The following is a 14,656-nucleotide window of genomic DNA, read 5'->3' as shown; positions in this document are numbered from 1 at the left end:
AACTGTAGGGGCGACCCGGCTGGAGTGTCAACGCTTGTTGGCCTACAGTTGTTGGTATGCCGACCGCCCGCCGCTCCGACACCACCAGGGCCGCCATCCTGGAGGCCGCTCGTGAGCGCTTCGCCTCCGACGGATACGAGCGCGCCACCATCCGTGCCATCGCCCGCGACGCCGACATCGATCCGTCGATGGTGATGCGCTACTACGGGAACAAGGAGGGCCTCTTCGCCGCTGCGTCCGAGATCGAACTCGGGCTGCCCGAACTGGGCTCCCTGCCCGCTCAGCACATCGGGGCCGTCCTGGTCGGCCACTTCCTGGAGCGCTGGGAGCGGGACGAGGTCCTCACCGGGATGCTGCGGGTGGGCGTCACCAACGAGGCGGGGGCCGCGCGCATGCAGGCGATCTTCGCCCAGCAGCTGGGCCCCGTCACCCGGGGAGTCTGTCCCGATCCGGCCGAGGCCCCGCGGCGGGCGGCGCTCGTCGCCTCCCAGATCCTCGGCATGGCGCTCACCCGCTACGTGCTGCGTCTGCCGCCGGCCGTGGAGATGTCCACCGACGAGATCGTGGCGTGGCTGGGCCCGACCGTGCAGCGCTATCTGACCGCCGAGGCGCCCTGAGGCGGCCGGGCGGGGTGCCGGGGCGGCCGGTGTTCAGCCGGTGACCGCGCCGCCGAACTCCCGTACCGCGTCGGAGACGATCGCCTCCAGGCGCGCGTGGTGGGCGCCGCGCCAGTAGACCCGGCCGCACTCCACGCACTCGGCGAACACGTCGTACGTCTTCTCCGTGCCCTGCTCCAGGCGGGCGCGGACCGCGTCCTTGTCGGCGCCGCTCAGTTCTCCGTTGCACGCCGTGCACCGCGTCCACGGCGCGAGCGGCGGGGCGAACCGTTCGAGCACGTCGCGCAGCTGGTAGTCCGGCCGGTCGCTGTAGATGTACGCCCCCGCCCACAGCTCGCGGCGGCGCAGCAGGCCGCGGTCCCGCGAGAGCATGACGCGCCGCTCCCGGGCGGAGAGCGCGGCGAGCGCGGGGTCGCCGATGTCCTCGCTCTCGTACGCCGCGTCCACCCCGAGCAGCCGCAGCCGCCGGGCCAGGGTGCCGAGGTGCACGTCGAGCAGGAACCGGAGCGGTGCGCCGGGCACAGGCTGAGGCCGGGCGACGCCCTCCACCTCGACCGTCTCGCCCGCGGCCGGGACGTGCGAGGCGTCGACGGGCCGCCCGTCGACCAGGAGCCTGCCGGCCTCGGTGAGGGGCACGCCGAGCGACTCCACGACGTGGCCGAGCGAGGAGGCCCCGTCGGTGACCACGGACGTGCGGCCCGAGCGCCGCTCCACCGCGACGAAGAGCCCGAGGTGGGGGGCGAAACTGATCTGGATCTCCGGTCCGTTCACGGGGACAGGATGGCATCGGGGCCGGACGCGCGGCCAGGGAATTCGGTCGTCGGCGGGCCGGTGGCGGGCCTCCGGGATCCCCTCCCGGAGCCCTCCCGGAGCCCTCCGGGAGCCCTACGGAACCTCCAGGAACCCTCCGGAACCCTTCGGAAGCCCCGCGGAAACCTGACCGTCAACCCGCGCGAATCCCTGAGGTACCGTCCCGCCATGAAGATCATCGACCTCGAGCCCGGCGACCCGCGCCTTGAGAGCGACCTCCTGCCGGTCCTCTCCGAACTCCGCCCCCACCTCACCCCGGAGCTCTTCCGCGAGGTGTACGACGCCGGCCATCCGCAGGGCCTGCGCTTCAGCGCCGCCTACGCGGACGACGGCCGCTGCGTCGGTGCGGCGGGCTGGCGGATCATCAACAACACCAGCTCCCTGCGCAAGCTCTACGTCGACGACCTCGTGACCGCGGCCGACACCCGCTCCACCGGCGTCGGCCACGCGCTCGTCGACCACCTGGACGCCCACGCCCGCGCCGCCGGCTGCCATGAGCTCAACCTGGACTCCGGGACCCACCGGACCGGGGCCCACCGCTTCTACCTGCGCGAGCGCTTCGACATCGTGGCCTTCCACTTCACCCGGCCGCTCACCGCACCCGAAGACGCCTCCTGACGCACGGTCCGGTCACCCCGCCCGCTCCGGTCGCGGGACGAGGGCGGGAGGCCCTCTTGTGCGGGCCGGGGAAGCGCTCCAAGGTGGCGGAAGAGGCACATTCCGGCCGGGGAGGGAGCAGCCGTATGTCCGATGCGCAGGCATGGGGTTTCGCGGACGACAGGGGTACGGAAGCGGTGGCGGCCCGTGTGCCGCGGCGGGTGGTCGCGTACGTGCGGGCCGGGGCGGCCCTGTGCGACCTGGGCGTGACGCCGGTCGCGGTGTACGGCTCCGGGCACGACGGCGAGGTTCTCGACCCCGCGAAGGAGGGCGGGCTGCGGGCGGCCGGGGTGACGTACCTGGGGCCTGGGCGTGCCCTGGACGAGGGGCTGCTGCGGGAGCTGCGGCCGGATGTGATCGTCGACGTGACCTACGACGGGAAGAGTCCGTACGCCCTCGACGAGGCCGTCGCCGAACGGGCCGGGGTGCCGCTCGTCGCGCTCTCCGTCGGCAACGAACTCACGCTGGCGGCGATACTCGACCGCTTCGGCGCGCTGGCCGTCAGCCTCGGGGCCGCGCCGGACGCGCAAGCGGGCCCGGACGGCGGCCCGGAAGCGGACGCGGCGGTTTCGCCGGCCGGGCTCCGTGCCGCGGAGGACGCGCTGCGGGAGGCCGCGCGGAGCGGGCTCGCCGTGCTCGCCCTCTCCGGGGCCGGCCCCGACCAGGTCCATCTCGCCCGGCCGCAGGCCTGGCCCGAGCTGGCGTGGCTCTCCGGTCTCGGCGTCCGGTTCGTCGACCCGGGACCGGGCCCGGGGGCGAACTGGCTCACCGCGGACTGGGGCCGCGCCGCCGAGCTCCGTCCCGGCCTGGTCCTCTTCGACAGCAGGGCCCACGCCACGGCGCCCGGCGATGCCCTGTCGGGTGTCCGGTTCACGCCGTGGAACCCGGAGACCCCGCCCAGCCCGGCCGCCTACGCGCGCTTCTTCCGCGACCTCGCCGAGGCGCTCACGTCCTGAACCCGTCCGGAACGGCCCACCGTCCCGGCGCGAAAGCCCCCGCCCCGCTCCTCAGGCCGGTGTCGTCGCCGTGAGGCGGGTGCGGCGGAGGGAGTCGGCGAACTCCTCCGCGCGGGAGAGCTGGGCGCGCAGTTCGGCGACCCGCTCCGCCGCCGCCTGCTCGTAGCGGCGGACGCGGCTCACGAGCGCGGCCCGCTCCTCGGGGTCGAGCTCGGTGTCCGTGCCGGCGCGCTCGGCGGCCAGCCGGTCCACGGCCGCGAGGAGTTCGCGGGTCTCGTCGAGCGTGAAGCCGAGGGGCTTCATCCGGCGGACCACCATCAGGCGGGACACGTCCGCGTCCGTGTAGAGCGGGAAGCCGCCCGGCGAGGCCGCGGACGGGACGACCAGGCCGTTGTCCTCGTACTGCCGGATCGTGCGCAGGGGCAGCTCGGTCCGTGCGGCGACCTCGCCGATCTGCATGGGCCGGCCGGCCATTCGTACTCCGCTCACGCGTCTGGTCCTTCCTCGTGCGGGACTCCCGTAGGACGTATCGGACGTCAGGAGAAGCGCGACTTCCGCGCATGAAATCCGATTCGTCCTAACTTCAGCACTTATGAGTGCCGGAAGTGCGGCGCAACGCCTGCCCGTAGGACCGTTAGGACGCTCACGGCCACACCAGGCAGTACGGCTGGTGGCCCGCCTCGTGGAGGCGTACGGAGAAGTCCTGCCACTCGTGGAGCAGCTGGTAGACGTCGAAGGCGTCGCGCGGCCCGCCGCGGTCGGGGACCGTGGACCAGATGAAGGCGGCGGCGCCGACCGACTCCTCGCCGATCCCGCGCAGCGGGTCGACGACGGTCATCGGCAGCTTCACCACCGCGTAGTCCGGGTGCAGGACCACCAGCTCCAGCGGGGGGACCTTGTTCAGGGGCATGCCCTGGATGCCGGTCAGGACCATCGCCGCTATGGTCTCCGGCTTGATCTTGGTGAACATGCCGCCCATGCCGAGCTCGTCGCCGCCGAGCTCCTCGGGGCGCATCGAGATCGGGACCTGAGCCGCCGTCGCGCTGTTGGGCGCGCCGAAGTACTTGTACGTCACCCCCAAGCTCCGGCCTCCGGTCGCGGGGGGCGGCTCCGCAGCGGGCTCCGGGATCGCCCGGCGCTCCGACGCGGTCGGCTCCTCGGCGCGCCGGCGCCGGTGCCTCCCCCGCCGGGCAGACTCCGGACCCAGGTCGTCCGTCCCCTCGCCCGGTCCGCCACCGCGATGCATATCTCCACCCGACTGCTTTTTCTCGGCAACACGACCCCGCCGCGCAACCCGATCATCGTGTCAGTGACCTCCCCCGCGTTCGTACGGTGAAACACCTGTCCGCAAGAACGCCGTGGCCTCTGACACCATGGATTCCGTGAGTCATCCCTATGACGCCTCAGTTTCGCAGACGCGGACCGCGGGCGCCCCGGCGTAATACCCAGGATGTCCACGCCGTCCCTCCGTTCCCGATGTCGTGCCCGAAGTCGTTCTCGCAGGTCAGGATCACAGTGCCGTATTCATACGAAGCCCCAGTCTCACAGACGCTTTTCGACCGCGCTTCCCTCGTGACGCCCGGCGGCGTGAACTCACCGGTGCGTGCCTTCCGGGCCGTGGGCGGAACGCCCCGGTTCATGGTGTCCGGTTCCGGTCCGTACCTCACCGACGCGGACGGTCGTGAGTACGTCGACCTGGTCTGCTCGTGGGGACCGATGATTCTCGGCCACGCGCACCCCGAGGTCACCGCCGCGGTGCAGGCCGCCGTGGCACGCGGCACCTCCTTCGGTACGCCCGGTGAGGGCGAGGTCGCGCTCGCGGAGGAGATCGTCTCCCGGATCGAGCCGGTCGAGCAGGTACGGCTCGTCTCCTCGGGCACCGAGGCCACCATGTCCGCGATCCGGCTGGCCCGCGGGTTCACCGGGCGCGCCAAGGTCGTCAAGTTCGCGGGCTGCTACCACGGCCACGTGGACGCGCTGCTCGCCGCGGCCGGCTCCGGTGTCGCCACGCTCGGACTGCCGGACACGCCCGGCGTGACGGGCGCCCAGGCCGGGGACACGGTCGTGCTGCCGTACAACGACCTGGCCGCGGTGCGGGCCGCCTTCGCCGCGCACCCGGGCGAGATCGCCTGCGTCATCACCGAGGCCTCCCCGGGCAACATGGGCGTCGTGCCGCCGGTGGCCGGTTTCAACCAGGGCCTCGCGGACCTGTGCCGGGAGAACGGCGCGCTGTACATCTCCGACGAGGTGATGACCGGTTTCCGTACCTCGAAGGCCGGCTGGTACGGCGTGGACGGGGTCAAGGCCGACCTGCTGACCTTCGGCAAGGTCATGGGCGGCGGCTTCCCGGCCGCGGCGTTCGGCGGCCGTGCCGACGTCATGGGCCACCTGGCCCCGGCCGGTCCGGTCTACCAGGCGGGCACCCTCTCCGGTAACCCGATCGCGACCGCCGCCGGGCTCGCGCAGCTGCGGCTGCTCGACGACGCGGCGTACGAGAAGGTCGACGCGGTGTCGAAGGAGATCCAGGGGCTCGTCACGGGCGCCCTCGCCAAGGAGGGTGTCGCGCACCGGCTGCAGACCGCCTCCAACATGTTCTCCGTCTTCTTCACCGCCGACGAGGTGCGGAACTACGACGAGGCGAAGCAGCAGGAGGCCTTCCGCTTCAACGCCTTCTTCCACTCGATGCTGGCCGACGGCGTGTACCTGCCGCCGTCCGCCTTCGAGTCCTGGTTCGTGTCGGCGGCCCACGACGAGCGGGCGGTCGAGCGGATCGCCGCCGCCCTGCCGGCCGCCGCCCGCGCCGCCGCGGAGGCGACGGCATGAGCCGCAACGACGACAAGGCGAGCGACATCACCGTCGTCCACCTCATGCGGCACGGCGAGGTCCACAACCCCGACGGCGTCCTGTACGGGCGCCGCTCGGGCTACCACCTCTCCGAGCTGGGCCGCCGGATGGCGGACCGGGTCGCCGAGCACCTGGCCGAGCGGGACATCACGTACGTCGTCGCCTCCCCGCTGGAGCGGGCGCAGGAGACGGCGGTGCCGGTCGCCAAGACGCACGGTCTCGACGTGGCGAGCGACCCGCGTCTGATCGAGGCGGAGAACGTCTTCGAGGGCAAGACCTTCGGCGTCGGCGACGGGGCGCTGCGCAAGCCGGGCAACTGGAAGCACCTGACCAACCCGTTCCAGCCGTCCTGGGGCGAGCCGTACGTCGAGCAGGTCGTCCGGATGATGGGCGCGCTCGACGCGGCGAAGGACGCGGCGCGGGGGCACGAGGCGGTCTGCGTCAGCCACCAGCTGCCGATCTGGATCGTGCGCAGCTTCGTGGAGAAGCGGCGGCTCTGGCACGACCCGCGGCGGCGGCAGTGCACGCTGGCGTCGCTGACCTCGTTCACGTACCAGGGCGACAGGATCGTCTCGGTCGGGTACAGCGAGCCGGCGCTCGACCTCGTCCCCGTGCACCTGCGGGCGGGCGCGAAGCCGGTCAAGGGGAAGTCGAAGGCCTTCGGCGCGTAGGGATCCGTAGAGATCCGGTAGACGCGGTACGGACCCTCTGGACAGCGCCGGAGCGGGCGGTCCACAGTTCAGGGCGATCGGGTGGTGCTCATGCCAACCGGTCGCCCTGAAATTTTTGTGCTAATTCCCGGAACCTACGTGTTCCTCCCGGCATCTCACTCATTGTCGGTTTGGATGACGTTCAGGTCATACGTCAGCGCGAATGGGGATGTCATGCGCGGGATCAGCGGAATCAGTCGAAGGGGGCTGCTCGGGGCGGGTGTTGGTGCTGCGGCGGCCATGAGTCTCGCCGCTTGCAACTCCAACGAAAAGGACAAGCCGGGACGTTCCGGACCGGGTAAGGGGGGCGACGCCTCGGCGGACCCGGGCACCGGCACCCCGACCAAGGACGACGTCCGGCTCATCGGCGACGGTTCCACCGCCGACACCGGGAAGCAGCCGCACCAGCCCGACGCCCCCGTCCCGCTCGAACCCGGCCAGACCCCGCCCCAGTTCGTGATCTTCTCCTGGGACGGCGCCGGCGAGGTCGGCAACGGCCTCTTCCCGCGCTTCCTCGAACTCGCCAAGAACCACGACGCGGCGATGACCTTCTTCCTCTCCGGGATCTACGTCCTCCCCGAGTCGAAGAAGAACCTCTACCGCCCGCCGAACAACCGCGTCGGCGCCTCGGACATCGGCTACCTCACCGACGACCACATCAAGGACACGCTGAAGTACGTCCGGCAGGCCTGGCTCGAAGGCCACGAGATCGGCACCCACTTCAACGGCCACTTCTGCGGCGGCTCGGGCTCCGTCGGCAACTGGACCCCGGCCCAGTGGCAGAGCGAGATCGACCAGGCCATGAAGTTCGTCACCGAGTGGAAGACGAACAGCGGCTGGACCGACCTCGAACCGCTGCCCTTCGACTACTCCAAGGAGCTCGTCGGCGGCCGCACCCCCTGCCTCCTCGGCCAGGACAACCTGCTCCCCACCGCCAAGCGGCTGGGCTGGCGCTACGACGCCAGCTCGCCCGGCGGCCGGCAGACCTGGCCCGTCAAGCGCCAGGGCATCTGGGACCTCCCGCTGCAGGCCGTGCCCTTCCCCGGGCACTCCTTCGAGGTCCTGTCCATGGACTACAACATCCTCGCCAACCAGTCGAAGAACACGACGAAGGGCATGCCCTCGCGCTACCCGGGCTGGCGCAAGCAGGCCACCGAGGCCCTGCTCGGCGGCTTCACGCGCGCGTACGAGTCGAACCGCGCGCCCTTCTACGTCGGCAACCACTTCGAGCAGTGGAACGGCGGCATCTACATGGACGCCGTCGAGGACGCGCTCAAGGGGATGGCCGGCAAGAAGGACGTCCGGCTCGTCTCCTTCCGCCAGTTCGTCGACTGGCTCGACGTCCAGGATCCGGCGATCCTCCAGAAGCTGCGCTCGCTCGACGTCGGCCAGAAGCCCGCCGGCGGCTGGAACACCTTCCTCAGGCCCGCCGTCTCATCCACCCCGACCGCTTAGGCGATCTTGACAAGGGGCTTTACGGGCACGTAGGGGGGTGCCCAAGATCCCCCAAACGCCCATGCGAAACTTTTCACATGAGCCTTAGCAGTCGTGTCAGTCGCGCCGGTCGTGCCCCTCGACGCACCCTGCTCGCCGTCGGAGTGCTGTCCGCCGCCCTCACGCTCTCCGCGTGCGGCGGCGACAGCAACGGCAAGTCCGGCGGCGGTGGCAACACCAACTTCGTCACCAACACCGGCGGCATCTCCACCGCCGCCAAGGGCGAACGCGCCGCCACCGGCAAGCTCGCCGGCGAGACCCTCGACGGCAAGCAGCTCGACGTCGCCGACCTCAAGGGCAAGGTCGTCGTCCTCAACGCCTGGGGCTCCTGGTGCAGCCCCTGCCGCGCCGAGGCCCCGCACTTCGCGAAGGTCGCCGAGGACCTCAAGGACGAAGGCGTCGCGTTCGTCGGCATCAACACCCGCGACCCCAACAAGCAGCCCGCGATCGCCTTCGAAGAGGACTACGGGGTGACCTACCCCAGCCTCTACGACCCGCAGGGCAAGCTGATCCTCTTCGGCTTCCCCAAGGGCACCCTCAGCCTCCAGGGCATCCCCTCCACCGTCGTCCTCGACAAGGAGGGGAAGATCGCCGCCCGCTCGCTCATGGCACTCAACGAGGAGAAGCTCCGGTCGATGATCGAGCCCCTCCTCAAGGAGAAGTGAGCCGGTGAACGAGACGGTCACCAGCGGAGCCCTGCTGCTCGCCCTGCCTCTCGCGGTCCTCGGCGGCCTGGTCTCCTTCTTCTCGCCGTGCGTCCTCCCGCTCGTCCCCGGCTACCTCTCGTACGTCACCGGGGTCACCGGCACCGACCTCGCCGCGAACCGGCGCGGCCGGATGACCGCGGGGGCCGTCCTCTTCGTCCTCGGCTTCACCGCCGTGTTCGTGTCCGGCGGGGCGCTCTTCGGCTACTTCGGGTCGACCCTCCAGGAGTACCGCGAGACGCTCACCACGGTCCTCGGCGTGCTCATGATCCTCATGGGCGTCTTCTTCCTCGGCCTGATGCCCTGGTTCACCCAGCGCGAGTTCCGCTTCCACAAGAAGCCCGTCGCCGGCCTGGTCGGCGCCCCGCTGCTCGGCGCGCTCTTCGGCATCGGCTGGACCCCGTGCATCGGCCCGACCCTCGCGTCGGTCAACGCCCTCGCCCTGGATCAGGCCAGCGCGGGGCGCGGCGCGATACTCGCCTTCGCGTACTGCCTCGGCCTGGGCGTACCGTTCGTGCTCGCCGCCATCGCCTTCCGCAAGGCGCTCGGCGCGTTCGGATGGGTCAAGAAGCACTATGTGTGGGTGATGCGGATCGGCGGCGGCATGATGATCGTCACCGGTGTCCTGCTCCTCACGGGCGCGTGGGACAGCATGGTCGCCACGATGCAGGGCTGGTCCAGCGGCTTCACGGTGGGGATCTGAGCCCCATGAGCAAGGCGGATTCCTTGAGCAAGACCGACACGTCCGGTACGACGGAGAACGACCGCAAGGCCGACGAGGCCGCCGGCGCCCAGTTGTCGACCGCTCCCGTCGAGGACCGGAGCGAGACCGTCGTCGGCGGCCCCACGCTCGGGATCGTCGGCTGGGTCCGCTGGTTCTGGCGGCAGCTGACCTCCATGCGGGTCGCGCTGATCCTCCTCTTCCTGCTCTCCCTCGGCGCCGTCCCCGGCTCCCTCATCCCGCAGACCAGCGCGGACGAGCTGAAGGTCGCGGACTTCAAGAAGGCGCACGAGACCCTCACCCCGCTGTACGAGAAGCTCCAGCTCTTCGACGTCTACAGCTCGGCGTGGTTCTCCGCGATCTACATCCTGCTGTTCGTCTCCCTCATCGGCTGCATCGTGCCCCGCAGCTGGCAGTTCGTCGGCCAGCTCCGCAGCCGGCCGCCGGGCGCCCCCCGGCGCCTCGACCGCCTTCCCGCGTACACGACCTGGCGTACGGAGGCCGGGCCCGAGCAGGTCCGCGAGGCCGCGCTCACCCTCCTCAAGGGCCGCCGCTTCCGCGCGCACACGGCGGGGGACGCCGTGGCCGCCGAGAAGGGCTACCTCCGCGAGGCCGGGAACCTGGCCTTCCACGTCGCCCTGATCGTGATGCTCGTCGCCTTCGCCTGGGGCCAGCTCTTCAAGTCCGAGGGCGGCAAGCTGATCGTCGAGGGCGACGGCTTCTCCAACACGCTCACCCAGTACGACGACTTCAAGTCGGGCTCCCAGTTCGGCACCGAGGAGCTGGAGCCGTTCAGCTTCACACTGGACTCCTTCAACGGCACGTACGAGAAGAGCGGCCCCCAGCGCGGCACCCCCCGCACCTTCGAGGCGGCCGTCAGCTACTCGCAGGGCGGCGCCGACAAGAAGGCGGTCATCCGGGTCAACGAGCCGCTGAAGGTCGGCGACTCCAAGGTCTATCTGATCGCCCACGGCTACGCGCCGGTCGTCACCGTCAAGGACGGCCGCGGCAAGGTCGTCTTCCACGGCGCCGTGCCGCTGCTGCCCATCGACAACAACATCACGTCCACCGGCGCCATCAAGGTGATGGACGGCTATCGCGACAAGAACGGCAAGAAGGAGCAGCTGGGTTTCCAGGCCTTCTTCGTGCCGACCTTCGCGGGCGCCGGCAAGGGCACGATGTTCTCGCAGTTCCCCGCGCTCGACTTCCCCGTCATGGCGCTCACCGGCTTCCACGGCGACCTGCGCGTGAACTCCGGCCTGCCGCAGAACGTGTACCAGCTCGACAAGTCCAAGATGACCCAGTTCACGGACCCGCACGGCAACAAGCTGGCCCAGCGGATGCTGCCCGGCGAGACCATGACGCTGCCCGGTGGCGCCGGCTCGATCACCTTCGAGAAGGACGTCAAGGAGTGGGCGAGCTTCCAGATCTCGCAGCAGCCCGGCAACGGCCTCGCCCTCGCGGGCGCCGTCGCCGCCATCGCCGGTCTGACCGGTTCGCTCTTCATCCAGCGGCGCCGGGTCTGGGTCCGTGCCGTACGGGGTGAGGACGGCGTGACCGTCGTCGAGATGGCCGGCCTCGGCCGGAGCGAGTCCGCCAGGCTGCCGGAGGAGCTGGGCGACCTCGCGGTCGCGCTCACCGCGCAGGCCCCGCCCACGGCCGCCGCCGCGGACGACGAAGCCGTACCGGAACCCGCGGAAGATCCCGTGGACGTTCCCGCAGAAGACCCCGCCCCTTCTGGAGAGGCCGACAAGTGATCCTCGCCGCCACGACCAACGAGAGCCTGGCGCGGATGAGCGACATGCTCATCTACTCCTCGATGGCCGTCTACACCCTGGCCTTCTTCGCCCACATCGCCGAGTGGGTGCTCGGCAGCCGCAGCAAGGTCGGCCGTACCGCCGCCGCGCTGACCGCGCGCGCCGGCGCCGCGACCTCCGCCGTGACCGTCCAGGTCAAGAGGGCCGGTGGCACCGCCGTCCTGGAGAAGCCGCAGGTCGTCACCCGTGCCGCGGCCGGCAGCCGGGACGTCCCCGACGGTCCCGGCGCGGCCGGTGGCACGGTCAAGGGAGATCTGTACGGCCGTATCGCCGTCTCGCTGACCGTCCTCGCCTTCGTGGTCGAGGCGTCGGGCGTGGTCACCCGGGCGCTCGCCGTGCAGCGGGCCCCCTGGGGCAACATGTACGAGTTCTCCACCACCTTCTCGACGGTGGCGGTCGGCGCGTACCTCGGCTTCCTCGTGGCGAAGAAGAACGTCCGCTGGATCGGTCTTCCGCTGGTCACGACCGTCCTGCTCGACCTGGGCATGGCCACCACCTGGCTGAAGACCCCGAGCGACCAGCTGGTCCCGGCGCTCGACTCGTACTGGCTGTGGATCCACGTCTCCACCGCGATCTTCTGCGGTGCGGTGTTCTACCTCGGCGCGGTCGCCACCCTGCTGTACCTCTTCCGCGACTCGTACGAGAACAAGCTCGCGACCGGCGGCAACCCGGGGGCCTTCGCCCGCTCCGTCATGGAGCGGCTGCCCTCCTCCGCCTCGCTCGACAAGTTCTCGTACCGGGTCAACGCGGCCGTCTTCCCGCTCTGGACCTTCACCATCATCGCGGGCGCGATCTGGGCCGGCGACGCGTGGGGCCGCTACTGGGGCTGGGACGCCAAGGAGGTCTGGTCCTTCATCACCTGGGTCGGTTACGCCGCGTACCTGCACGCGCGCGCGACGGCCGGCTGGAAGGGGCGGAAAGCCGCGTACATCGCGCTCATCGCCTTCGGCTGCTTCCTGTTCAACTACTACGGCGTGAACATCTTCGTGAGCAGCAAGCACTCGTACGCGGGCGTCTGACGTCCGGCGCCTGACGCCCGGCGTCCGGCGTCCGCGTTGGCACCCGGCCCGCCCCTGGGTGACGCTTGAGGCATGAGCGAGATACCCCGGGGCAGCGGCGAGACCCATGACGGGGACACGCATCTGCTGCGGTTCGTGGTCGGCCTTCCGCACCCCTTGCCGGCGGTCTGGAAGGCCGTCGCCTCCCCCGAGGGCCTGCCGGCCTGGCTCTGCGAGGCGGACCCGCTGGAGCCCCGGCTCGGCGGCCGGGTCACGCTCCGCTGGCTCAACAGTGACACCGAGGTGTCGGGGCGGGTGACCGCCTGGGACCCGGACTACGTCGCCGAGTACACGGTCGATCCCACCACCCACGGACGGATCCGGTTCCACCTGGAACCGGGGTCCGCCGGGGACGAGGGGTCGACCGTTCTGCGTTTCACCAACGAGGTGCGGGGGAGCCGGGAGTACCGGCTCGACTGCCTGGCCGGCTGGCACGAGCACTTCGAGCGGCTCGCCGCGGCACTGGACGGCCGCCCGACGGACTGGCGCGAGTGGACGCCCGAGCGGTGGCGGCATCTCCGGGACCTGTACGAGCGGGACGAGGCGCCCTGGCCGAAGTGGGAGCCCTGAGACACCCCTCAGGCCCCGGAGCGGGGGTGGTGCCGGTCGCGCCAGTCCCGGGGCGGCATGCCGTACGCCCGCTTGAACACCTTGCTGAAGTGGGTCGCGTCGGCGAAGCCCCACCTCCGTCCGATCGCCGCGACGGTCCGGAGCCGGCCGTTCGGCCCGGCCAGCTCCCGTCTGCATTCGGCCAGCCGTCGTGTACGGATCCAGTCGCCGAGGCTGATGCCAGACCGGGACAGCACCGCGTAGAGCTGGCGTACGGAGATGCCGTGCGCGGCGGCGATCCGGGCCGCCGACAGATCGGGTTCGGCCAGGTGCTCCCGGATGTACTGGGTGATCCGCAGGCTGAGCGTCGCCTCCAGCGGTGCTCTGGCCGGGCCGTCGGTGCCGTGCCGGGACGCCAGGACGGCACGGAGCAGTTCGACGCTGGGTTCCACGACGGCGTCGGCCTGCGCACCCTGGTGGAGTGCGTCGCTGCCGGCCAGGTGGGCGAAGTACGTGAAGGCGAGGCGCGCGACGGGGTCGTCGGCCCCCAGGGGGACCGCGCTGACGTCGCGCAGCAGCCGCTCGGGGAGCGCGAGCGCCGCGCGGGGGAAGCGCAGGAAGTGGTGGTCGACGCCCTCGTCGAAGAGAAGCGTGTAGGGAGCGGTCGACTCGTAGACGGCGAAGTCGCCCGGTCCCAGCAGGCACTCCCGGCCGTTCTGCACCACCAGGCTGCTGCCCGACATCTGCAGGCCGACGAAGACGGCCGGTTCCTCGTCCTCCCGGGCCAGCCGCGCCGTCCGGTGGATCGTGACCGCCGTCGCCCGTGCCGAGCAGATCGTGAGCGGCCCGACGGAGCCCAGTCCGATGCGGACGGAGAGGTCCTCGGCCGGGGGACCGTGATCGATGTCGACCGCCACCACGGACTCCCACACCGCCTGCCGGACCACCTCCTCCCGGTCCCGCGGCGGTACGGACGCGGTGTCCAGGACCGGGCTCATGAGACGGACCTTCCTGACGCGCACGCGGTGCGGTGCGGTGCCTGCTGTCGTACTGACGGGGACTCCTGCGCGTACGACACAGTTCCCTGCGCGCGCGACAAAGTCCGGGGCCCGCGACGAACCTAGGGTCCGTGGGCGGGGCCGTCACCGAGACGGCGACACCGACACCGACCCGAAGGACTGCATCGTGCAACGAGTTACCAGGACGCTCCGCCTGCGCACCGGAGTGATGGGGGTCTTGGCGCTCCTCTTCGCCGCCGGCCTGACGGCCAGCCCGGTGATGACCGCGCCCGCCCACGCCGCCTACGGCCTCTGCAACACCACCTCGTGGCGGGACGTGCCCACCCTCGGCGGCACCAGCAACGAGTACAGGGTCCCGGCCCGTACGGACAACGGACTCTCCTGCTACCTGCGCTACTTCGAGGGTTCCTCGGCGGCCGTCGAGGAGCTCCAGAAGGCCATCATCATCTGTTACGGCGGCACGTGGGCCAGCCAGCGGATCAGCAACTCCGGTGGCGCCGACGGCGTCTACGGCACGGGCACCGTCGAGGCCGTCAAGTGGCTCCAGATCAACAAGCTGGGGCTCTCCGGCAGCGCCGACGGCGTGTACGGCCCCGACACCCGCAGCCGCATGCTGTGGCCGCACTACTACGACCGCGGCGCGCTCCTCTACAGCTGCACCAACCCGTCCACGTTCTGAGCGTTCTGATCGTTCTGCCGT

16 protein-coding genes are annotated in these 14,656 nt (G+C 71.0%); 12 read left to right on the top strand and 4 right to left on the bottom strand.

Annotation, left to right across the window (positions count from 1 at the left end; genetic code table 11):
* Window positions 1-56: 56 nt before the first annotated feature.
* A complete protein-coding gene (locus tag ACIA8N_RS26570; protein ID WP_365778265.1) occupies window positions 57-617 on the top strand; it encodes a TetR family transcriptional regulator in 561 nt (186 codons plus the stop codon).
* Window positions 618-650: 33 nt separating this feature from the next.
* Here ACIA8N_RS26570 and ACIA8N_RS26565 read toward each other — a convergent pair whose 3' ends face one another.
* Entirely contained in the window at window positions 651-1,388 is a 738-nt protein-coding gene (locus ACIA8N_RS26565; RefSeq protein ID WP_365778267.1) for a Mut7-C RNAse domain-containing protein, read from the bottom strand.
* Window positions 1,389-1,595: 207 nt separating this feature from the next.
* Here ACIA8N_RS26565 and ACIA8N_RS26560 point away from each other — a divergent pair, with 207 nt between their 5' ends.
* Both ACIA8N_RS26560 and ACIA8N_RS26555 read left to right on the top strand, forming a co-directional pair.
* Entirely contained in the window at window positions 1,596-2,045 is a 450-nt protein-coding gene (locus tag ACIA8N_RS26560; RefSeq protein ID WP_030217041.1) for a GNAT family N-acetyltransferase, read from the top strand.
* A 125-nt stretch (window positions 2,046-2,170) separates the two neighbouring features.
* Complete coding sequence (locus ACIA8N_RS26555) at window positions 2,171-3,040, top strand: ABC transporter substrate-binding protein (RefSeq protein ID WP_365778269.1); 870 nt, start codon at window positions 2,171-2,173, stop codon at window positions 3,038-3,040.
* Window positions 3,041-3,091: 51 nt separating this feature from the next.
* Here ACIA8N_RS26555 and ACIA8N_RS26550 read toward each other — a convergent pair whose 3' ends face one another.
* Both ACIA8N_RS26550 and ACIA8N_RS26545 read right to left on the bottom strand, forming a co-directional pair.
* On the bottom strand, window positions 3,092-3,514 hold the full coding sequence (locus tag ACIA8N_RS26550; protein WP_365778757.1) for a MerR family transcriptional regulator: 423 nt from the start codon (window positions 3,512-3,514) through the stop codon (window positions 3,092-3,094).
* Window positions 3,515-3,683: 169 nt separating this feature from the next.
* Entirely contained in the window at window positions 3,684-4,286 is a 603-nt protein-coding gene (locus tag ACIA8N_RS26545) for a hypothetical protein (protein WP_078623673.1), read from the bottom strand.
* Window positions 4,287-4,516: 230 nt separating this feature from the next.
* On the opposite strand from ACIA8N_RS26545, the gene hemL reads away from it, so the two are divergent.
* From hemL to ACIA8N_RS26505, 8 genes are all read left to right on the top strand, one after another.
* Window positions 4,517-5,863, top strand: a complete 1,347-nt coding sequence (gene hemL / locus ACIA8N_RS26540) for a glutamate-1-semialdehyde 2,1-aminomutase (RefSeq protein ID WP_365778271.1) — start codon at window positions 4,517-4,519, stop codon at window positions 5,861-5,863.
* Window positions 5,860-6,555, top strand: a complete 696-nt coding sequence (locus ACIA8N_RS26535; RefSeq protein WP_365778273.1) for a histidine phosphatase family protein — start codon at window positions 5,860-5,862, stop codon at window positions 6,553-6,555. The genes hemL and ACIA8N_RS26535 overlap by 4 nt, the downstream gene beginning before the upstream one ends.
* 222 nt (window positions 6,556-6,777) lie before the next feature.
* Entirely contained in the window at window positions 6,778-8,049 is a 1,272-nt protein-coding gene (locus ACIA8N_RS26530) for a hypothetical protein (protein ID WP_365778759.1), read from the top strand.
* Window positions 8,050-8,126: 77 nt separating this feature from the next.
* A complete protein-coding gene (locus ACIA8N_RS26525; RefSeq protein WP_030546802.1) occupies window positions 8,127-8,753 on the top strand; it encodes a TlpA disulfide reductase family protein in 627 nt (208 codons plus the stop codon).
* A 4-nt stretch (window positions 8,754-8,757) separates the two neighbouring features.
* The gene (locus tag ACIA8N_RS26520; RefSeq protein ID WP_365778275.1) at window positions 8,758-9,495 is read left to right on the top strand and encodes a cytochrome c biogenesis protein CcdA; all 738 of its coding nucleotides are present in this window, start codon (window positions 8,758-8,760) and stop codon (window positions 9,493-9,495) included.
* A gap of 5 nt (window positions 9,496-9,500) precedes the next feature.
* Window positions 9,501-11,270 carry a cytochrome c biogenesis protein ResB gene (locus ACIA8N_RS26515; protein WP_365778277.1) on the top strand — a complete coding sequence of 590 codons (1,770 nt, stop codon included), beginning with the start codon at window positions 9,501-9,503 and terminating at the stop codon, window positions 11,268-11,270.
* Window positions 11,267-12,349, top strand: coding sequence for a c-type cytochrome biogenesis protein CcsB (ccsB, locus tag ACIA8N_RS26510; RefSeq protein WP_365778279.1), 1,083 nt, complete (start codon window positions 11,267-11,269; stop codon window positions 12,347-12,349). Before ACIA8N_RS26515 ends, ccsB begins: the two co-directional genes overlap by 4 nt.
* Before the next feature lie 72 nt (window positions 12,350-12,421).
* Window positions 12,422-12,958: an SRPBCC domain-containing protein gene (locus ACIA8N_RS26505; protein WP_365778281.1), complete on the top strand. Its 537-nt coding sequence runs from the start codon at window positions 12,422-12,424 to the stop codon at window positions 12,956-12,958.
* Window positions 12,959-12,966: 8 nt separating this feature from the next.
* Here ACIA8N_RS26505 and ACIA8N_RS26500 read toward each other — a convergent pair whose 3' ends face one another.
* Window positions 12,967-13,935, bottom strand: coding sequence for a helix-turn-helix domain-containing protein (locus ACIA8N_RS26500; protein ID WP_365778283.1), 969 nt, complete (start codon window positions 13,933-13,935; stop codon window positions 12,967-12,969).
* A gap of 187 nt (window positions 13,936-14,122) precedes the next feature.
* Between ACIA8N_RS26500 and ACIA8N_RS26495 the strand changes: the two genes are divergently transcribed.
* Window positions 14,123-14,635 (top strand): peptidoglycan-binding domain-containing protein, encoded by a 513-nt coding sequence (locus ACIA8N_RS26495; RefSeq protein WP_365778285.1) that lies wholly within the window; start codon window positions 14,123-14,125, stop codon window positions 14,633-14,635.
* The last annotated feature ends 21 nt before the right edge of the window (window positions 14,636-14,656 follow it).

It is taken from the genome of Streptomyces sp. NPDC051822 (assembly GCF_044452745.1).
GTDB lineage: Bacteria > Actinomycetota > Actinomycetes > Streptomycetales > Streptomycetaceae > Streptomyces.
The sequence above is the reverse complement of the archived record's forward strand: the minus strand, read 5'-3'. Positions and strand labels throughout refer to the sequence as shown.

Bases quoted from the DNA above. Each gene is read 5' to 3' on its own strand.
- ACIA8N_RS26515 (WP_365778277.1), top strand. From the start codon at position 9,501: ATGAGCAAGGCGGATTCCTTGAGCAAGACCGACACGTCCGGTACGACG.
- ACIA8N_RS26500 (WP_365778283.1), bottom strand. From the start codon at position 13,935: ATGAGCCCGGTCCTGGACACCGCGTCCGTACCGCCGCGGGACCGGGAG.
- ACIA8N_RS26505 (WP_365778281.1), top strand. From the start codon at position 12,422: ATGAGCGAGATACCCCGGGGCAGCGGCGAGACCCATGACGGGGACACG.
- ACIA8N_RS26570 (WP_365778265.1), top strand. From the start codon at position 57: ATGCCGACCGCCCGCCGCTCCGACACCACCAGGGCCGCCATCCTGGAG.
- hemL (WP_365778271.1), top strand. From the start codon at position 4,517: ATGTCGTGCCCGAAGTCGTTCTCGCAGGTCAGGATCACAGTGCCGTAT.
- ACIA8N_RS26535 (WP_365778273.1), top strand. From the start codon at position 5,860: ATGAGCCGCAACGACGACAAGGCGAGCGACATCACCGTCGTCCACCTC.
- ACIA8N_RS26525 (WP_030546802.1), top strand. From the start codon at position 8,127: ATGAGCCTTAGCAGTCGTGTCAGTCGCGCCGGTCGTGCCCCTCGACGC.
- ACIA8N_RS26560 (WP_030217041.1), top strand. From the start codon at position 1,596: ATGAAGATCATCGACCTCGAGCCCGGCGACCCGCGCCTTGAGAGCGAC.
- ACIA8N_RS26545 (WP_078623673.1), bottom strand. From the start codon at position 4,286: ATGCATCGCGGTGGCGGACCGGGCGAGGGGACGGACGACCTGGGTCCG.
- ACIA8N_RS26550 (WP_365778757.1), bottom strand. From the start codon at position 3,514: ATGGCCGGCCGGCCCATGCAGATCGGCGAGGTCGCCGCACGGACCGAG.
- ACIA8N_RS26555 (WP_365778269.1), top strand. From the start codon at position 2,171: ATGTCCGATGCGCAGGCATGGGGTTTCGCGGACGACAGGGGTACGGAA.